At 38.3% G+C, this 17,706-nt stretch carries 13 protein-coding genes and 1 other RNA gene; 8 read left to right on the top strand and 6 right to left on the bottom strand.

The window, feature by feature from the left end; genetic code table 11:
* Window positions 1-38: 38 nt before the first annotated feature.
* From SB028_RS03730 to amtB, 4 genes are all read left to right on the top strand, one after another.
* Complete coding sequence (locus tag SB028_RS03730; protein ID WP_069368565.1) at window positions 39-1,784, top strand: SmdA family multidrug ABC transporter permease/ATP-binding protein; 1,746 nt, start codon at window positions 39-41, stop codon at window positions 1,782-1,784.
* Window positions 1,771-3,558 carry a SmdB family multidrug efflux ABC transporter permease/ATP-binding protein gene (locus SB028_RS03735; RefSeq protein WP_069368564.1) on the top strand — a complete coding sequence of 596 codons (1,788 nt, stop codon included), beginning with the start codon at window positions 1,771-1,773 and terminating at the stop codon, window positions 3,556-3,558. The genes SB028_RS03730 and SB028_RS03735 overlap by 14 nt, the downstream gene beginning before the upstream one ends.
* Window positions 3,559-3,800: 242 nt before the next feature.
* A complete protein-coding gene (locus SB028_RS03740; protein ID WP_069368733.1) occupies window positions 3,801-4,139 on the top strand; it encodes a P-II family nitrogen regulator in 339 nt (112 codons plus the stop codon).
* A 12-nt stretch (window positions 4,140-4,151) separates the two neighbouring features.
* Window positions 4,152-5,444, top strand: coding sequence for an ammonium transporter AmtB (amtB, locus tag SB028_RS03745; RefSeq protein ID WP_069368563.1), 1,293 nt, complete (start codon window positions 4,152-4,154; stop codon window positions 5,442-5,444).
* Between the two features lie 42 nt (window positions 5,445-5,486).
* On the opposite strand, the gene tesB is transcribed toward amtB, so the two are convergent.
* Window positions 5,487-6,362 carry an acyl-CoA thioesterase II gene (gene tesB / locus SB028_RS03750; protein WP_069368562.1) on the bottom strand — a complete coding sequence of 292 codons (876 nt, stop codon included), beginning with the start codon at window positions 6,360-6,362 and terminating at the stop codon, window positions 5,487-5,489.
* A 368-nt stretch (window positions 6,363-6,730) separates the two neighbouring features.
* Between tesB and ffs the strand changes: the two genes are divergently transcribed.
* Window positions 6,731-6,827, top strand: an RNA gene (gene ffs, locus SB028_RS03755) — signal recognition particle sRNA small type.
* Between the two features lie 392 nt (window positions 6,828-7,219).
* Here the strand turns inward: ffs and SB028_RS03760 are convergent.
* The 4 genes from SB028_RS03760 to SB028_RS03775 form a co-directional block, all read right to left on the bottom strand.
* Entirely contained in the window at window positions 7,220-7,423 is a 204-nt protein-coding gene (locus tag SB028_RS03760) for an HHA domain-containing protein (RefSeq protein WP_006535062.1), read from the bottom strand.
* 45 nt (window positions 7,424-7,468) lie between these two features.
* A complete protein-coding gene (gene tomB / locus SB028_RS03765; protein ID WP_069368561.1) occupies window positions 7,469-7,831 on the bottom strand; it encodes an Hha toxicity modulator TomB in 363 nt (120 codons plus the stop codon).
* Window positions 7,832-8,473: 642 nt separating this feature from the next.
* A complete protein-coding gene (locus tag SB028_RS03770) occupies window positions 8,474-11,623 on the bottom strand; it encodes an efflux RND transporter permease subunit (RefSeq protein ID WP_069368560.1) in 3,150 nt (1,049 codons plus the stop codon).
* A gap of 14 nt (window positions 11,624-11,637) precedes the next feature.
* Entirely contained in the window at window positions 11,638-12,831 is a 1,194-nt protein-coding gene (locus tag SB028_RS03775) for an efflux RND transporter periplasmic adaptor subunit (RefSeq protein WP_069368559.1), read from the bottom strand.
* 124 nt (window positions 12,832-12,955) lie between these two features.
* Here SB028_RS03775 and acrR point away from each other — a divergent pair, with 124 nt between their 5' ends.
* The 3 genes from acrR to mscK all read left to right on the top strand — a co-directional run bounded on the left by acrR (window position 12,956) and on the right by mscK (window position 17,531).
* Window positions 12,956-13,600 carry a multidrug efflux transporter transcriptional repressor AcrR gene (gene acrR, locus SB028_RS03780; protein ID WP_069368558.1) on the top strand — a complete coding sequence of 215 codons (645 nt, stop codon included), beginning with the start codon at window positions 12,956-12,958 and terminating at the stop codon, window positions 13,598-13,600.
* A 28-nt stretch (window positions 13,601-13,628) separates the two neighbouring features.
* Window positions 13,629-13,982 carry a DsrE/DsrF/TusD sulfur relay family protein gene (locus tag SB028_RS03785; RefSeq protein ID WP_069368557.1) on the top strand — a complete coding sequence of 118 codons (354 nt, stop codon included), beginning with the start codon at window positions 13,629-13,631 and terminating at the stop codon, window positions 13,980-13,982.
* A gap of 126 nt (window positions 13,983-14,108) precedes the next feature.
* Complete coding sequence (gene mscK, locus SB028_RS03790) at window positions 14,109-17,531, top strand: mechanosensitive channel MscK (RefSeq protein ID WP_069368556.1); 3,423 nt, start codon at window positions 14,109-14,111, stop codon at window positions 17,529-17,531.
* On the opposite strand, the gene rsmS is transcribed toward mscK, so the two are convergent.
* Complete coding sequence (gene rsmS, locus SB028_RS03795) at window positions 17,532-17,696, bottom strand: pleiotropic regulatory protein RsmS (protein ID WP_069368555.1); 165 nt, start codon at window positions 17,694-17,696, stop codon at window positions 17,532-17,534. It abuts the gene before it with no gap.
* Window positions 17,697-17,706 lie beyond the last annotated feature (10 nt).

Raw genomic sequence — 17,706 nt, forward strand, 5'->3', positions numbered from 1 at the left:
TGGCACTTTTATTTTTGTATAACCTTAGGATTTAAGGCGTGGCTCTATTTTCACAGCTCAGTTGGTATTTCCTTAGTGAATGGCGTCGTTATGTAGGTGCCATTTTCTTATTGATGGTTATCGCCGTATTACAAGTGATCCCTCCAAAGATTGTTGGGATCATTGTAGATGGTGTCGATAGCCATAGTCTGACGTTTAGCCAAGTGATGAATTGGATTGGCGTGATGGTATTAATTGCCCTCGCGGTTTATCTTTTGCGTTATGTTTGGCGTCTTTGGTTATTTGGTGCATCTTATCAATTAGCAGTAAAACTGCGGATGCAAATTTATCAACAACTTAATCAACAATCCTCTTCTTTTTATCATCGTTATCGTACAGGTGATTTAATCGCACGTACTACCAACGATGTGGATAAAGTGGTTTTTGCCGCGGGTGAAGGTGTACTGACCTTAGTAGATTCTATGGTTATGGGGCTGGCAGTGCTTGTCATGATGAGTATTCAGTTAAGTTGGGAATTGACACTGATTTCATTACTACCCATGCCAATCATGGCGATTTTGATTAAGCGATATGGTGATAAACTACATAGTCGCTTTAAAACAGCACAGGCACTCTTCTCTTCGCTTAATAATCAAGCACAAGAAAGCTTGAGTAGTATTCGCATGATCAAATCATTCGGACTAGAGCAACAGCATGCCTCCCGTTTTGATGATGTGGCAAAAGAAACTGGACGCCAAAATATGCGTGTTGCAAGAATTGATGCGCTATTTGATCCTACTATTTTTATGGCTATTGGTTTTGCTAATTTACTCGCGGTTGCGGGTGGTAGCTATTTTGTTATTAATGGCAAAATGACATTAGGTGAGTTAACCAGCTTTGTGATGTATTTAGGGCAAATGATCTGGCCAATGCTGGCTTTAGCATGGATGTTCAATATTGTTGAGCGTGGCAGTGCGGCTTATAGTCGAATTAATAGCTTATTAAATGAAAAACTCGATATGGTTGATGGTGAATTATCACCCAAGCAAGGTCGAGGTGTGTTATCCGTTGATATCAAACGTTTTCAATATCCAGAGCAAACGACAGAAACACTGAAAAATATTCATTTCACATTATCACCAGGTGAAATGTTAGGTGTTTGTGGAATGACTGGGAGTGGGAAAAGTACATTACTGGCTGTTATTCAACGACTTTACGATGTGACTGAGGGTGAAATTTGTTTTCAATCTATACCTATTTATCAATTGAAACTGGATGAATGGCGAGCACGATTGGCGGTTGTTAATCAAACACCTTTCCTATTTTCAGATACCATCGCGGGCAATATTGCCTTAGGCCGTCCTGATGCAACCAAAGAAGAAATAGAGTCTGTGGCGAAACTGGCAAATATTCACGAGGATATTTTGCACTTATCTGAAGGATATCAAACACAAGTAGGGGAAAAAGGTGTGATGTTATCCGGTGGACAAAAGCAGCGTATTTCTATCGCCAGAGCACTCTTATTGGATGCTGAGATTTTATTATTAGATGATGCACTGTCTGCTGTTGATGGACAAACGGAATATCAAATTTTACAAAACTTGTCGCAATGGCGAAAAGATAGAACATTAATTATCAGTGCTCATCGCTTATCTGCATTAGTTGGTGCTACGAATATCTTAGTGTTAAAACAAGGTGAGATTATAGAGCAAGGTACACATCAGCAATTAATTTCAATACCGGGTTGGTATCAAGATATGTACCATTATCAGCAATTAGAGGCCGCGCTGGATGACGATGAATAAAAGTAAATCCGTTAAAGCGCTATTGCCTGCATTAAAGCGTCTTTTAACTTATGGTAAAACCTATCGCAAACCCATGACATGGGGTGTCATTATGTTATGGGCTGCTGCCGTAGCAGAAGTAGGTGGACCATTACTTGTGGGCTATTTTATTGATGCAAAAGTTGCCACGAATAATGTGGAGTTGATGTCATCATTGGGTCTAGCATTGGCTTTTATTCTTTTGCAAGTGATTGCCGCCACACTTCATTATTATCAAGCCATTGTGTTTAATCATGCTGCTGTCGGGGTCGTACAACAATTACGCACCGATGTAATGAGTGCGGCACTCAAACAGCCATTAAGTGCTTTTGATAATCAGCCTGTGGGGCAATTAATTTCTCGTGTAACAAATGATACTGAGACGATTAAAGATTTGTTCGTGAACGTTTTGCCAACATTATTCCGAGCGATTGCATTAGTGGTTGTAATGCTAATAGCCATGTTTTTATTAGAATGGCGAATGGCATTCATCGCGATGACTATCTTTCCTGCCGTTATCGGTGTCATGATGCTTTATCAGCGACTCAGTACGCCGATAGTCCGTAAAGTGCGTCATTTTCTCGCCAATATAAATGATGGTTTCCATGAAGTTATTAATGGTATGTCAGTTATTCAGCAATTTAGGCAACAAGCTCGATTTGGTGAAAGAATGTCAGATGACAGCTGGCAACATTATCAAGCACGTATGAAAGCGTTAAAACTTGATGGGCTGTTATTACGTCCTTTATTAAGTATGCTCTCAGCGTTGGTTCTGTGTGGCTTATTAATGTTATTTGGATATCAGGGCAGTGCAGTTATTGGTGTTGGGGTTATTTATGCATTTATCAGTTATTTAGGTCGATTAAATGAACCCTTGATCACATTGACATCACAACAATCGATTTTACAACAGGCAGTTGTTTCTGGTGAGCGTGTTTTTGAACTAATGGATGCGCCTTTACAGCACTATGGTTCATCATCGCATTCCATCACTCAAGGTAATATTGATGTTAATTCGCTTTGGTTTGCGTATCGTGATGAGCAATGGGTATTAAAAGATATCAATTTAATGATCCCTGCTCGTTATTTTGTTGCATTTGTTGGTCACACCGGAAGCGGAAAGAGCACTTTAGCCAGTTTATTAATGGGGAATTATCCTTGGCAAAAAGGGAATATCTTTTTAGATAAGCAACCATTAGAAGCCTATTCACATGCTGCATTGCGTAGTGGTATTGCAATGGTGCAACAAGATCCCGTTTTATTATCGGGTTCACTGCATGACAATATTACGTTAGGACGCGAATGTGATGAATCACATTTATGGCAGGTATTAGAAACAGTTCAACTGGATAAATGGGCTAAAGCCTTACCTGAAGGACTACAAACAGAACTTGGTGAACAAGGTAGCCGCTTATCTGCTGGGCAAAAACAGTTACTGGCATTGGCGCGTGTATTATTAATACCTCCTCGTATTCTTATTTTGGACGAGGCAACGGCAAATATTGACTCAGGAACAGAACAAGCCATACAGAAGGCGTTAAAAGTCGTTAGGAAAAAAACAACACTGATTGTTATTGCTCATCGACTTTCCACGATTATTGAAGCGAATGAAATTGTGGTGCTTCATCGTGGTGCAATTGTTGAGCAGGGCGATCATGCTAAGTTACTCTCGCAAAAAGGACGGTACTATAATATGTATCAATTACAGCAAGTTAGAGAGTCGTTACAAGATCAAGCGCCTGTTGAAGTAGAATAATAATCTTAAATAAAATATATCATTTTAGAGGGCACATCATTTTTATGTATGTGCCCTTTTTGATTTCCCAATTATCTTACTTTTATCAAAATAGTCGTCGTATTTTTGCACCAACTCGGTGAACCTTTTCATTTAAATGATTTCAAAAATAAAATTTTATTAAAATATCAATGAGTTAAATAATGGCATGTCTTTTGCTTTTCTATATAGGCTTTTTTCTTTCAAATATCGACGAGGTTTATATGAAATATATCATCGCCATTATTAAGCCATTTAAATTAGAAGAAGTGCGAGAGGAGCTCTCTGAGTTAGGTATAAAAGGAATGACAATCAGTGAAGTAAAGGGATATGGACGACAAAAAGGACATGCGGAATTGTATAGAGGAGCAGAATACGAAGTTAATTTTCTCCCCAAAGTAAAAATAGAACTCGCTATTTGTGATGAGCAACTTGAGTCAGTTATGCAACTGATAATGCAAGCGACTGATACAGGGAAGGTAGGAGATGGGAAAATTTTTGTTTTTGAATTATTGCAGGCTGTTCGTATTCGTACTGGTGAGTCTGGTGATGAAGCACTTTAAAGGGGATATTCGATGAAACGCTTACTTTCTTTGCTATTAATGTTAGTGCTTACACATTTTTCTTCGTCTGTATTTGCGACTGAAACAACCATTGCTGATAAAGCGGATAACGGTTTTATGTTGATATGTACGGCTTTGGTCTTTTTTATGTCTATACCCGGTATTGCTCTGTTTTATGGCGGATTATTAAGAGGGAAAAACGTACTTTCTTTGATCACGCAAGTAATGATGATCTTCAGTGTCGTTATTATTCTTTGGGTTACGTTTGGTTATAGTTTGGCATTTACTGCGGGTAATAAAATTTGGGGTGGGTGGTCACTTACTTTTTTAAATAATGTATCACTAGATTCGCTCGCTGGTTCAATGAATCAGTATATACATATTGCGTTTCAAGGCTCTTTTGCTGTTATCACTGTTGCATTAATTATTGGAGCATTAGGAGAGCGCATTCGTTTTTCTGCACTACTTATTTTTACGATCATTTGGTTCACATTTTCTTATATCCCTATTGCGCATATGGTATGGGGAGAAGGCGGTTGGTTAATCGATGATGGTGCATTAGATTTTGCAGGGGGAACGGTCGTGCATATTAACGCGGCTATTGCGGCTCTTGTTGGTGCTTACTTACTTGGTAAACGAAGAGATAGCCAGCATACAGCACTTAAACCTCATAATTTGCCCATGGTCTTTACTGGTACAGCGGTACTCTATATTGGTTGGTTTGGTTTTAATGCAGGCTCTGCTGGCAGTGCAAATGCGATTGCGGCTTTAGCATTTCTGAATACAGTAATAGCAACTGCTGGAGCTGTACTTTCTTGGACAGCATCAGAATGGCTCACCAGAGGGAAACCTTCTATGCTGGGCAGTTGTTCTGGCTGTATTGCAGGATTAGTTGCGATTACACCCGCTGCTGGTACGGTCGGAATGATGGGCGCTTTATTTATCGGTGTCATGGGGGGGATCATCGGACTTTGGGGCGTCGTTGTTTTAAAGCGCTGGTTAAAAGCTGATGATGTTTGTGATGTTTTTGGTATTCACGGTACTTGCGGTATTGCTGGTTGCTTATTAACAGGGATATTTACGGCTTCATTTTTAGGTGGAGTGGGATATAGCGATGGAATGACACTCAGTAAACAAGTTGTAATTCAACTAATTAGTGTCGTGATCACAGTGATTTGGTCTGGTGTTGTCGCTTACACAAGTTTTAAAATTGCAGATAAGCTGGTAGGTTTACGTGTTACAGAAGAGGAAGAGCATGATGGATTAGATTTAACCACTCATGGTGAAAGAGCCTATCAACAATAATTGTCTATTCCCCCTCAATTGAGGGGGGAATATGCCAAGATATTATTTTGAATGTTTAGGCCGTTTTTGGCGAATAACGCCTTCTTGAACAGAAGAGGCAACGAGTTGACCATTTGTATTAAAGAATTTACCTCTAACAAATCCTCTCCCCCCCGATGCTGAAGGGCTTTCAATTACATAAAGTAACCAATCATCCACACGGAATGGGCGATGAAACCACATAGAATGATCAATCGTAGCGACCTGCAGACTTGTATCCATAAAACCTAAGCCATAAGGTTGTAGAGCGGTTGGTAGAAAATCAAAATCAGAAATATAACCAAGCAAGTATTGATGTAAGAAAGGATCTGATGGCATTTCACCACGACTACGATACCAAACATAGCGTTCAGCAGGTGCTTTAGAGTAGCCAAAAGGGCTAAAATATTGCACCGGACGCGCTTCAAAAGGCGTTTCTCGTAGTGCTAAAGATTTAATCGGCTCGGGTAATTTAGGCGCTAATTTCTTTAAAATCTCATGCTGTGAGATAAGTTCATTAGGAAAAGGCACATCTGGCATTGTATCTTGATGTTCAAAACCTTCTTCAAATTCTTGAAAAGAAACCGTCATATAAAAAATAGGTTTACCATGCTGAATGGCGCTGACTCTACGAGTACTAAATGAACCACCATCACGAATAAATTCTACATCATAAACGATAGGCTTATGGCTATCACCAGGACGTAAAAAGTAGCTATGAAATGAGTTGATATAGCGGTTATCCGCAATTGTCTGTTTTGCTGCGTATAGTGCTTGTCCTACAACTTGCCCACCAAAAACTTGAGGTAATCCTAAATCTTCGCTTTGACCTCTAAATAGGCCTTCTTCTATTTTTTCAAGTGCCATCAAATTAATGAGATCTTTCAATGCTTGACTCATAGTGTACCTGTATCATTCGATCTGGTTGTGTTTTAATAAAGTTGATTATATACAATCCTAAGGATATAAAAAAATAATCTCCTTTTTTATCTTAGAGAGTTATCTAATGATAAATGAACAGCGTTGATAAGATTATTGTTTATCATCTTATCTGGTACGTCGTAAAACCGATCCTTCAGGGAGTGGAAGATGTCAATGAATATCCCAGATGAATTTGTGAGAGGAAAAAGGCGCGTTTAAGGCAATTGAATAATCAGTAAGTGCGGATTTGGGTAATTAATCATCACTTAGGCTCGCTTTCCTTGCTATTTGGATCAGTTTAAAACATAATGCGTGACGTCTTAGCAATAAGACAATCTATGGGGTCTTGTTGGTTCTCCCGCAACGCTAACTTGTTAACTCGGTCAGGTCCGGAAGGAAGCAGCCATGGCAGGTGTCGCGTGTGCCGGGATGTCGCTGGCAAGGCCCCACCCAATTTCTAGCTCTTCGTAATTTCCAATCCTTCATAGCTATTATCTTCTAACATTTTTATTTTCTTTTATATCTTTACTCTTTATGCATGTTTTTTTGGGCATTATTTTCTTTGGATTTGAGAGTCAATATTATTGAATAGAAAATAGTATGCTTAATGTATCAATTTATTATTGGAAAATTTACGGTAGTGCTTATAAACGGAAGAAATATTTGGGCAAAGGAGTGCAGTCATGCCGTAATAAGTCAACGGCATGATGGTGTGTAATCATTCTACTGATAAGAAAACGTGAATAAAACGATATCTAAATTAAGAAATAATAACCCTACTACTATAAAAAATTAAAATAGCAAAAATAAAACTAAGGTAATTAAATAAAACTAGATTATCTTACAAATTTCCAAACAGACGCTGGAATTTTATCATAGAGTTTATTCATTGTGAGTTCTGCTAAACGGTGGTCTGCGGCTGAATAAAACAGCTCTAGCTCATCATCAGAGAGTTCATATTTATTTTTTTCAATCACACGTTCTAATGTTTCGATTGAAGTACATTTTCTTAAACGCATTAGATAGTCAGTCTTAGTCATGTTGTCTTTTCTCTATTATTAAAATAAAACTAAAGATAATTAAAATTACTTAATATAACTTTTTGGGTTCTTGGCAATGAGAGTTAAAAGTGACTGGTTTAACTCTTTCCAATTATTGATGTCTGAGTAAGAAATTGATGTATTACCAAATAAACGATAAGTCTCTTCAAGATATTCTTCTATAAGTGTATTAATGACATGTTTATCTGGGTGCTTAATCTTAAATTTCCAACTAAAGTCCATAATGTGTTCAATTAGGACATTAAGGTCAACGCTTTTTGTGCTACTCAGATCGTTATACCAAACTGTGTTCCCTTTATTTAATGAACCTAAAGCTTGCTGTAATAGTTCTTCGCATAAAAATGACAATTCGGCTAAATCTACTTTTTCTGGTGAATATTCGTCCATAACATATCGCAATTGAATTAATAGAAAATATTCATTAATAATGATAAATACTTAAACTTAAGTTTATTAATGGGATACATCACATAATTCATTAATGGATTAATAAAAAACATAAACTTGAAAATGGGGGTTTATATTTACTCGTATGCTAAAAGAGTTTAATAATTATATTTATTATTTCTAACAAAGTAATAGCATATCGAAAGAGAACGCTAAACACTCAATTACATACGAATGAGTTTAAAACTTATACAATAAGTATTTCTTTGCTTAATATAGCACTATTATTGCATAAGTCACTATCTGAACAACAGAATTTTGTCTATTTTCGTAAAAATCAATAAATCTCAATTAAGGGGGATTCCTCTTAACATAATGATTATCTTAGTTTTTAGCGTATTTTTAAATGTTTAACCGTGTAAATGAGGCATAATTATCGTTGTTATTTATAAATAACAGAGCAGCTTAACTTTGACAAAAAGTCACATATAAGAAAAAAAATAAAATGAATTTATTGATTAAAGAGATACTTCCTAAAAATAATATAATGAGATAAGTTTTCATTTAAAACAATACATCAATAGATAAAGAAAAAGGTCGCTTTCGCGACCTTTTTAGCATTATCACTCAAATTCATTCTAATTAGTGTGAATGATTTGGATGCTCTAAATCTTCATTTTTCTTCGCAAATCGTCTACGGATCACGACGAAGAAGATAGGAACAAAATAGATAGCAAGGGAGGTTGCGGCAATCATACCACCGAATACACCTGTACCTACTGAGTTCTGAGCACCAGAACCTGCACCGTTACTTAATACCAGAGGAATAACCCCTAACATAAAGGCCAGAGAGGTCATTAGAATTGGACGTAGACGCATTCTAACAGAATCTAACGTTGCTTCTATGAGTCCTTTACCTTCTTTCTCCATCAAGTCTTTGGCGAATTCAACAATTAAGATTGCGTTTTTCGCCGATAACCCAATGGTTGTTAAAAGCCCAACCTTAAAGTAAACGTCGTTTTCAAGGCCTCTTACTGATGTTAATGCAAGAGCACCAATAACACCCAGTGGAACGACTAACATAACGGAGAATGGTACTGACCAGCTTTCATACAGAGCAGCAAGACAAAGGAATACAACTATCAAGGAAATGGTATACAGCGCAGGCGCTTGGTTACCCGATAAACGTTCTTGATATGACATTCCTGTCCATTCATAACCGATACCGCTTGGTAGTTTACTTGCGAGATCTTCCATCATGAGCATTGCATCACCACTACTTTGACCAGGTGTTGCACTACCTTGAATTTGAACTGCTGGTAAACCGTTATAACGCTCTAAACGAGGAGAGCCGTATAACCAAGGATCTTTACTTGTATCAATGAACGATGAGAATGGAACCATCTGACCGATATTGTTACGAACATAAAGATTGCCGATATCTTGTGGCAACATACGGAATTGTGATTCAGCTTGAACGTAAACTTTCTTAACACGACCACGGTCGATAAAGTCGTTTACATAGCTACCACCAAACATCGTACCTAATGTTGAATAGATATCACTGATTGCAACACCTTGAGCTTGTGCTTTTTCTAGGTCGATATACAGACGATACTGTGAAGTATCTTCCTGACCATTAGGACGCACACCCGTTAACATTTGAGGTTGTTGTGCTGCCATTCCGAGTAATTGATTTCTCGCTTCCATGAGTTTTTCGTGACCGAGGTTAGCTTTATCCACCAACTCGAACTCGAAACCACCCGCAGAACCTAACTCAACAATCGCTGGAATATTAAATGAATAAACAAAGGCTTCCTTTATTTGGGATAGTGCCATGTTAGCACGTCCTACGATAGCTGGAACTTTGTCTTCTTCTGCTTTACGTTCATCCCAGTCATTCAATACAACGAAAACTAAACCCATATTTTGGCCTTGACCACCGAAGCCGAAGCCACTTACGGTAAAGACAGATTTAACAAGTTCTTTTTCATCAGTATTGAAGTAGTCATTGACTCTTTCGAGTACATCTTGGGTTTGTTCTTGTGTCGAGCCAGCAGGCAACTGAACCATTGTCAGCAATACCCCTTGGTCTTCTTCAGGCAAGAACGATGCAGGTAGACGAATAAACATTAACGCCATGCCCGCGACTAATAAAACGTAAATTAACAAGTAACGTCCTGTACCACGAAGAGTACGAGATACGCTGTCAGTATAGTGATGGCTGCTCTTTTCAAAGGTACGGTTAAACCAACCAAAGAAACCAGTTTGTACACCATGACTGCCTTTCGGTATAGGTTTTAACATCGTTGCACAAAGTGCAGGTGTTAAAATCAATGCAACGAAAACAGATAGAATCATTGCTGATACGATGGTGATCGAGAACTGGCGATAAATCGCACCTGTTGAACCACCAAAAAATGCCATTGGAATAAATACCGCAGACAGCACAAGTGCGATACCTACCAGTGCACTTTGGATTTGCCCCATCGATTTACGTGTTGCTTCTTTAGGTGATAAACCTTCTTCTTGCATTACACGTTCGACGTTTTCTACCACAACGATGGCGTCATCCACCAGAAGCCCGATGGCAAGTACCATCGCGAACATCGTCAAGGTATTTATCGAATAACCGAATGCTGAGAGTATGGCGAAGGTACCTAACAATACAACAGGCACTGCAATTGTTGGAATTAACGTAGCACGGAAGTTCTGTAAGAACAGATACATAACTACGAATACCAGCATGATTGCTTCAACGAGCGTTTTTACTACTTCGAAAATAGAGATCTTAACGAATGGCGTTGTATCGTAAGGATAAACGACCTCTAATCCCGCAGGGAAGAACGGCTCCATTTCAGCCAATGCTGCACGTACCGCGGTTGCTGTATCTAACGCATTGGCACCCGTTGCTAATTTAATACCGATACCCGAAGCAGGTAGGCCATTAAAGCGAGCAACAGTACTGTAGCTTTCTGCTCCCATCTCAACCACACCGAGATCTTTTAGCTTAACCTGTGAACCATCGGTGTTAACCTTCATCAGGATATCACCAAATTGTTCTGCGGTGTTGAGTCGAGTTTGAGCAATAATTGATACGTTTAAACGTTGACCAGGAACAGGAGGTGTGCCTCCTAATTGACCCGCTGCCACTTGGTTATTCTGCGCTTTAATCGCATTAGTCACATCAAGTGTGGTCATGTTATATTTCACCAGTTTATCGGGATCTAACCAAATACGCATGGCGTATTGAGTACCAAATAACTGGGTTTCCCCCACACCAGTAACACGGCTTATGGGGTCTTTAATTGTAGCACCGACATAGTCTGCGATATCATCTTGTGACATTGAACCGTCATTTGAGATGAACCCCGCAACCATCAAGAATGAACTTGAGGATTTATCAACACTAATCCCTTGTTGTTGCACTTCCTGAGGTAATAAAGGCATAGCAAGTTGCAGTTTATTCTGCACCTGTACTTGCGCGATATCAGGGTCAGTACCTGCTTCAAAGGTCAGAGTGATATTCATCATACCCGCTGAGTCACTGGTCGCAGACATATACACCATGTTATCGATACCGTTCATATTCTGTTCGATAACTTGGGTAACGGTGTTCTGCACAGTGGTGGCATCAGCACCCGGATAAACCGCAGAGATAGAAATCGCTGGCGGTGCAATCGTTGGATACTGGGCAACAGGCAATTTGATGAGTGCCAGAAGACCTGCGAGCATGGTAATTATCGCAATTACCCACGCAAATATCGGTCTATCTATAAAAAACTTAGGCATGGATCACCGACTCCTTATTGAGGATTCTTAGCTGGCTCAGTTTGTTCAGGTGATGGCTTCGCATCTAAATTCTCTTCTTGAGGCGTTACTGTCATTTTGGGTTTTGCTTTTTGCAAACCTGAAACGATAACGCGCTCACCAGCCTGAACACCACTATTAACGAGCCATTTATTACCAACAGCTTGTGACACATTGATGGTACGAACTTCAACAACATTATCTTTGTTAACAACCATCGTTGTTGCTTCACCACGAGCTGTACGAATAACGGCCTGCTGTGGGATCAAAACTGCATTTTGACGAATACCATTTTCTAATTTAGTACGAACAAACATACCCGGTAATAATTCCCCATTCGGGTTAGGTACGATCGCACGCATCGTAATTGAGCCTGTTGTTTCATCAACAGTCACATCAGAAAACTCTAAATGACCTTTCTGTGCGTAAGTCTGCCCATTAGTCAATGTTAAATGAACAACAGGTTTGCCTTGCTCTTGACGAATAACGCCACTTTCAATTTCATTTTTAAGTTTCAGGTAGTCTTCACTCGATTGCGTCACATTGACATAAATCGGATCAATTTGCTGAACCGTTGTCAGTGCAACTTGCTGACCTGGAGCGACAAGCGCACCTTCTGTCACCGTTGACTTACCTGAACGACCTGAAATTGGTGCTGTTACTTTGGTATAATCAAGATTAATTTTTGCAGTTGTTACAGCGGCTTCGCCTGCTTTAACAGCAGCAACAGCTTGTGCGTACTGAGACGTTGCAGTATCAAAATCTTGTTTACTGATATAGTTTGTACCCAGCAGAGGCTTATAACGCTCCACAGTGAGACGCGCTATTTCAGCATTAGCTTTAGCTTTCACTAGTTCAGCTTGTGCACTATTTAAAGTTGCTTCAAACATAGCTGGGTCGATTTGGTACAAAGATGTACCTGCTTCTACATAGCTACCTTCGGTGTAATTGCGTTTTAAAATAATGCCGCCAACTTGAGGACGAACTTCAGCAATACGGAAGGCTGATGTACGACCAGGTAAATCAGTGGTGATTGTCAGAGCTTCCGCTCCTAAAGTCACAACACCTACAGCCGGAGCAGGGGGTGGCCCCCCAGCAGACTGTTTAGCTTTGTCGTCACATCCAGCAAGAACCAAGCTGCCTGATAGCACTAACAGAGCCAGAGGCAAAACCCCTCTGTTTTTTCGCATAAGAAAACCTCTATTCAAACGTTGTTTCCCGGGATAAAAATAATTAAGTTGATGATTGATTGCGATGTATAGTACAAACATACATGAATGTATGTAAATTAACTTCAGTCAAAATCGAGGATTAATGGCACGAAAAACTAAACGGCAGGCACAAGAAACAAAACAGCAGATTATTGATGCTGCACTTAGGCTGTTTACTGTGCAAGGCGTTTCTGCCACATCACTTTCAGATATTGCTGCCGAAGCAGGTGTTACTCGTGGCGCAATATATTGGCACTTTAAAAACAAAGTGGATTTATTTACTGAAGCGTGCGAACTCACCGACTTAAAAATAGAATCTTTAGAAATAGAGTATCAAACAAAATACCCAGATGATCCACTATTTGTATTAAGAGAATTGCTTATTTACATATTGACATCAATTGTCGAAGATCCCAAACATAATGCATTATTAGAAATATATTTCCATAAATGCGAATTTGTCGGTGAAATGACACCAATTGTTGAAATTCGCAGAGAATTGTGTGCAGCGGATTACTCTAGAATAGAACAATCTTTCTCTCGTTGTATTGAAAAAAAACAGCTTCCAGCCAACCTTAATTTAAGAAGAGCTGCCATTATGTTAAGAGCTATGATGACAGGTCTTGCCGAAAATTGGTTATTTTCACCAGAAAGTTTTTCTATCAAAGATGAAAGTCAATATTTGGTTGATAGCTTTATTGATATGATAAAGCACAGCGCAAATATGAGAATATCTGCGTCATCTTAATTTATTATTAAACTTGAGGAAGATGTTTATGAGTAAGGTATTAGTTATTGCTAATGGTGCAGCTTATGGCAATGAATCATTATTTAACGCACTGCGTTTATCAATAACATTAAAAGAACAGCATCCAGAAACGGAATTAAATATTTTTTTAATGTCAGATGCTGTGACTGGGGCTTTAGCTCACCAACACCCGAAAGAAGGCTATAACTTACAGCAAATGTTAGAAATTCTGACAGCGCAAAATGTTCCAGTTAAATTATGTAAAACATGCACAGATACTCGTGGTATCAGTGAGTTACCCCTCGTGGATGGTGCTGAATTAGGCACATTAGTGGACTTAGCTCAGTGGACATTAGAGGCTGATAAAATTCTGACTTTCTGATCACGATTTCATTTTCTCAGGCGAGAAATAACCTAAGCAACTTGTTCTATTTACACTGCCAATTTAAAGGAATTGGATTATAATTAGAAACAGTTTTTCAATATTAATTGAACAAGTTGCTTAACTATGCGTACTCATATTTTTTTTGCTCAATTCAGTAATCGAATAATGACGAGTATTTTCGGCGCGATTATTGCGTTTATTTTTTGGAGTTTCTCCATCACCTCAGTTTTCGCTGTGACACCTAGTAATTTACCCACCCAAGACAGTATTCAAAACCAGCTTAATTTATTAAACAAACGCAGTGAGCTAAGTGCAGAAGATAAATTAACGATTGCTGATTTGGAACAATCTCTTTTATTACTTGATAACATCCAACAGCTAGAAAAAAAGTCAGTAAATTATGATAAAACCGTAGAGCAATTACCTGAAAAACTGCGTAATGCACAATATCAACTGAATCAGTTAAAGCAGAGAGTCGCTAATAAAGAAGTAGAAGATTATCAAAAATCACTAGAAGCATTACCGTTAACAACGTTAGAGTCACAATTAGAGACGGTCTTACAATCATTACAAAAAGCGCAAGACGATTTAGCAAATTACAGCAATGAACTTATTGTGTTACAAACACAACCAGAAAGGGCACAATCTGTTTTATTTAATAACTCAGAAAGACTGCAACAAATAAGAATATTATTGAATAAAAGTAGTGCGGATAAAGCACAAATGCGATCTTCTGCCGTACAATTGTTACAATTAGAGCAATATTATCTTCAACAACAGAATAATTATCAAAAGCGCACCTTACAATCTAATGTGCAGTTACAAAGTTTATTACAACTCCAACGTGATTATAGTTCTGCTTACATCGATCTTTCCCAAGAACATGCTCAACTTATCCAAGACGAGATTAGTGATAAGCGTTTAGATAGTTCAGAAGAAACGGCGAAAGAAGCGCAAAGTACGGGACTTGAAAATCAGGCAATTAATAATAATCCTTTTTATTTAGCACAAACAGAAATCAATAAACATCTCAGTGATAAGCTGATTGTTACAACGCAAAATAATAATGAGCTAAATCGTCATAGCCTGATGGTTAAAAATCGTTTAGACAGAGCTATTCAATCTGAACGAAATTTAAAAGAACAAATTGATGTGCTAAAAGGAAGTTTATTACTTTCTCGTATTTTATTTGAAGAGCAAGTTGATTTACCTGATGGTATTTTCATTAATAACCTGCCCGATAAAATTGCGGATTTACGCTTAGAACAGTTTGAAATAAACAAACAACGCGATCAGATAATACAGCCCAGTATTTATATTGATCAGTTGATGAATGAGTACCAAGCCACTCATCCTGAAGCGACGGATCCTAATGCACAAAAAGAGTTACGTAGTGCATTAGAATCACTTGTTGATGCTAGACGTGAATTACTTGATAAGCTTAACAATCAATTGGGCAATCAAATCTCAGGTTCAATTAATCTACAAATGGACCAACAACAATTACGTAGTGTGGTTAGTTCACTCGAAAACACATTGGCTCAGCAAATTTTCTGGGTAAGCAGTAATAAGCCGATTAATCTTAATTGGTTTTCAACATTCCCCGCTCAGGCTGTTGCCGAGTTTCAAGGTTTTAAACTCAATTGGTCAAATGAAAATCTGCTGATCGGGGCTAAGAAATCACTGCCTGTTCTTATTGCGTTAATTTTGTTCGGTTCAATACTGATCTGGCAACGTAAAAAACTTGATATTCAGTTTGAAAAACTCAATGGGGATATAAATAAACTTAATAAAGATTCGCAGTTACATACGCCACTTGCACTGGGCATTGTTTTTCTAAAAACATTACCTTTGTCTTGTTTTGTCTTAGCGATTGGATATTGGCTAATAAATAGCTTTAATGTACAACAAGAATTTATCTGGTCCTTCGCTTGGCAATTTGCGGTATTTTGGCTGATGTTTGAATGGTCTTATCGCTTAATGTCTGACAATGGGGTTGCCGTAAAACATTTTAAAATACCCGTAGAACGAGTCCAGCAAAACCGTAAACGTTTATTGCGACTTTCTCTTCCTATGTTGCCTATTATTCTACTTTCTGCTTATGGGATTAATAATCCATTACTGCTGGTGGGTGATGTTATTGGGCAGTTGGTTGCCATTATTTCATTATTGGGTATTAGTTTCTTCGCACTGCCATTTTGCCGTGAAATGTGGCAAGAAAAAGGCAACCATGTTGTTAGAACCGTAGTGATTACGTTATTAACGTTTTCACCTTTAATTTTAATGGGATTAGTGATTTTTGGTTATTACTATACGGCGTTACGTTTAGCAAATCGTTGGATTGATAGTTTATATCTGCTTATGTTGTGGTTTATTGCTTATCACGCCAGTTTACGCGGATTAACTGTTGCGGCTAGAAGACTTGCATATCGCCGCGCTCTTGAACGTAGGCAAGCGATGTTAAAAGAGAAAAAAGAAGGTGAAGATAACAGCCTTGAACCTATTCAAGAGCCACCAATGGATATGGATCAAATCAATCAGCAATCATTAAGACTGACAACGATGATCTTATTTATCATCTTTGCTTCGAGTTTCTATGGGATCTGGTCTGATTTTATTACGGTCTTTACTTATTTAGATGGAATAACACTTTGGAGTTACACATTACCGACAGAACTCGGTAATGTGGTTAAGGCAGTGACTGTTGCAGATTTATTATTGTCTGTTTCTATTATGGCAATTTCTTGGTTTATGACACGAAATTTACCAGGTTTATTAGAGGTATTAATTTTATCTCGTATAAAACTGCAACAAGGTGCGTCTTACGCGATCACAACTATTTTGACCTACATTATTATTGCTATCGGGACCATCGTATCACTGGGAATATTAGGTGTAGCATGGGAAAAACTGCAATGGTTGGCGGCAGCTTTAACGGTGGGTTTAGGATTTGGTTTACAAGAGATATTTGCAAACTTTGTGTCCGGCTTAATCATTTTGTTCGAAAGACCCGTCAGAATTGGTGATACGGTTACTATTGGTACTTATTCTGGCACGGTAAGTCGAATTCGTATTAGAGCAACGACAGTGACTGACTTTGATCGCAAAGAAGTGATTATTCCAAATAAAGCGTTTGTAACTGAACGGCTTATTAACTGGACATTATCTGATACGGTGACACGTATTATTATTCAAGTGGGTGTTGCTTATGGATCTGATCTCAATAAGGTCAAAGAGATCTTAATGAAGGCCGCTAAAGATAATGTCAGAGTGATGACGGAACCAGAACCTGTGGTGTTATTTACTGAATTTGGGGCAAGTACCCTGAATCATGAGTTGCGTTTTTATGTCAGAACATTAGGTGATAGAAGTATTGCAATAGATGAAGTTAATCGTGCTATTGATAAGCTATGTAATGAAAATAATATCAATATTGCGTTTAATCAACTTGATGTGTATTTGCATAATAAACAAGGTGATGAAGTACAAGAGATAAAACGTCCTCTTGATGGTTCAACACCTGAAGCCAATACGCCTTTTGCTTAATTAAAGGGATGAATGAGTAGATTGTGCCGCTAATTTTTCTTCATAATCTAGGCGCACAATCTCGAGAGCTTCTAGTGCTGTTTTAGGATCAATATGGTGGCTTTCAAGTAAATAGATAAGATCGACTGCCAATTGAATAGACTCTGGTGCTTCTTTTAAGCTCATTATTACTCCT

This window comes from Proteus vulgaris (assembly GCF_033708015.1).
In the GTDB taxonomy this organism is placed as follows: Bacteria; Pseudomonadota; Gammaproteobacteria; order Enterobacterales; family Enterobacteriaceae; genus Proteus.